The sequence below is a fragment of the Candidatus Caldatribacterium sp. genome, assembly GCA_014359405.1.
Taxonomy (GTDB): domain Bacteria; phylum Atribacterota; class Atribacteria; order Atribacterales; family Caldatribacteriaceae; genus Caldatribacterium; species Caldatribacterium oleiphilum.
In genome coordinates this window covers 1-1791 of record JACIZN010000191.1, presented here as the reverse complement: position 1 = coordinate 1791, position 1791 = coordinate 1, and the positions used below count along the sequence as shown (strand labels likewise).

The 1791-nt window shown below is 54.7% G+C and carries 2 protein-coding genes; one reads left to right on the top strand and one right to left on the bottom strand.

The features are described 5' to 3' along the window. On the top strand, positions 1–180 hold a 180-nt coding region (locus H5U36_10300; protein ID MBC7218496.1), incomplete at its 5' end, for an SDR family oxidoreductase. On the opposite strand, the gene H5U36_10295 is transcribed toward H5U36_10300, so the two are convergent. After that, entirely contained in the window at positions 177–1661 is a 1485-nt protein-coding gene (locus tag H5U36_10295) for a phosphoenolpyruvate carboxylase (GenBank protein ID MBC7218495.1), read from the bottom strand. The two genes, H5U36_10300 and H5U36_10295, sit on opposite strands and share 4 nt — an antisense overlap. Between the last annotated feature and the right edge of the window lie 130 nt (positions 1662–1791).

Genomic DNA, 1791 nt, shown 5'->3' with positions numbered 1-1791 from the left:
GGGAACCGGGCCTTACGATTCACTCCCAGGGAGAAGATCCCCGAGCTCCTTGCCCAGATACCGGTGGGAAGATTGGGGCGTCCTGAGGACATTGCCCGGGCAGTGCTCTTCTTTGCAGCTGAAGAAGCCGACTACGTCACCGGGCAAGTCCTCGTGGTCTCCGGAGGGTACGGGTCTTAACCGAGGAATCTCCGCAAAAGCCCTCCTTCAACGACAAGCTCCGGAAGCACCGTATAGTTCTGGTTCCGAAGGGCCCTGATGACCCGAGTGGTCACCTCTTTATGGGCAGGGTCCTCTTCTACCTCAAGACTCAAGGTGTTTGCAAGGTCAAGCGCCTTGAGAATGCTCTCCCGTACCTCCTGGGGAAGGATTTCGAAGACTTTAGGGTTGAAGTACCGGAGGGCGAGGGAGAGGTCAAGCCGGAGATTCCGGTAGATGCCCTGAAGCGCCCCGAGCTCCTCGGAAGACAGGGCACCAAGGCCGAGTACTTCCGGGGGAAGCCCCATGGAGTAGCAGGCGGCGCAGAAGCCGATGGCTCTGGGGAGGGAAACCCTTCCGAGGCGCCTGGAGTACCCAAAGAGTCCTATGTGGAGCTTCCTCATCCGCCTTCTGGGCACGTACCTTGAGAGGAGGTTCACGACTTCTGCAAGCTCCTCAACGGTTTTCTGGTACTCAGAGGAGGTTTTCCTGATGACCTCAAGGGCGAATTCTTCCTCGAAATCTTCTAAGGGGTGGCGCACAAAGGCCTTGATTCGCTTTATAGCCGAGATCACCTCTTCGGCAGGATTATCGTACTTGAAGGCGGACTGTGCGGTGAATGTCTCCACCGAGGGGTACTCGGAGAGTACGCATTCAACCGTGGAAGGCGAGAGATTGCCCCTGAAGGGAGGGGACCCAGCACCAAGGATAGGGTAAATGTCCTTTTCTAACTGATAGGAGAGCCTCTCGAGCCTCTTCAGGGCAATTTTGTTGGCTAAAATTGCGGCGACCATCCCATAGTTCAGGGCGGGATCGGAGCGAGCCAGAAAAACCCGAAGGTAGTTTTCTTCTTTATCCTTCAGGTACTCCTTTACGATTTCGTCAGCTCGGAGCATCGTGGGAATGTCCTCAAAAAGGGGAATGACGTTGATTTTCTCGGGCAAGAACTCTCCCACCCACTCGGCAACGGTAATGGACCCAGGGTAAATAGGCTGGTACTGCTTGCCCCAGATGAAGTTCCTGTAGAGGTAGTACACCCGGTTAAGCTCTTCCGCGGAGGTGGTCATGGGGAGAATGACTTCGAATATCGGAGGTGGCGAGTTCTCGCCGTCAAAAAGCCGCACTGCATCCATGGAACGGGGAATGCTCTCAAGGGTCTCGACGAGGATTTTGGCCTCTTCTTTCTCAACGGAAGGGTTGGGAAGGCGCAGGGTCAAAAAGATTTCCTCGCCCAGCCGCTTCTTGCGGAAGAAGTGGGGATACTTTGTGAGGAGCTTTTTTACTACAAAGTCGTCAACCTCTTTCCCTTCGCTGTCCCACATCTGCTCATCGCAGCCGAGATGAGAAAAGGCATAGTACGCCTCGAGAATTTCGTCTTCGCCGGACATGTCGGGAGTCTCGGCGAAAAAGGGAAGCGAAGCATTATCCGGGTGCTGGGTGGACATCACCTTTGGGATTTTCATGCTCTTTCCCCCAAGGTTTTTTGGACTTAACCTTAGCAGCGGACAGTGTTCCTGTCAAGGGAAGGGAGCGCTGTCCGCAAGTTAACACTATCTCAACGCTTCTGGGGTTTTGGTCAATCCGTTCTCCTCT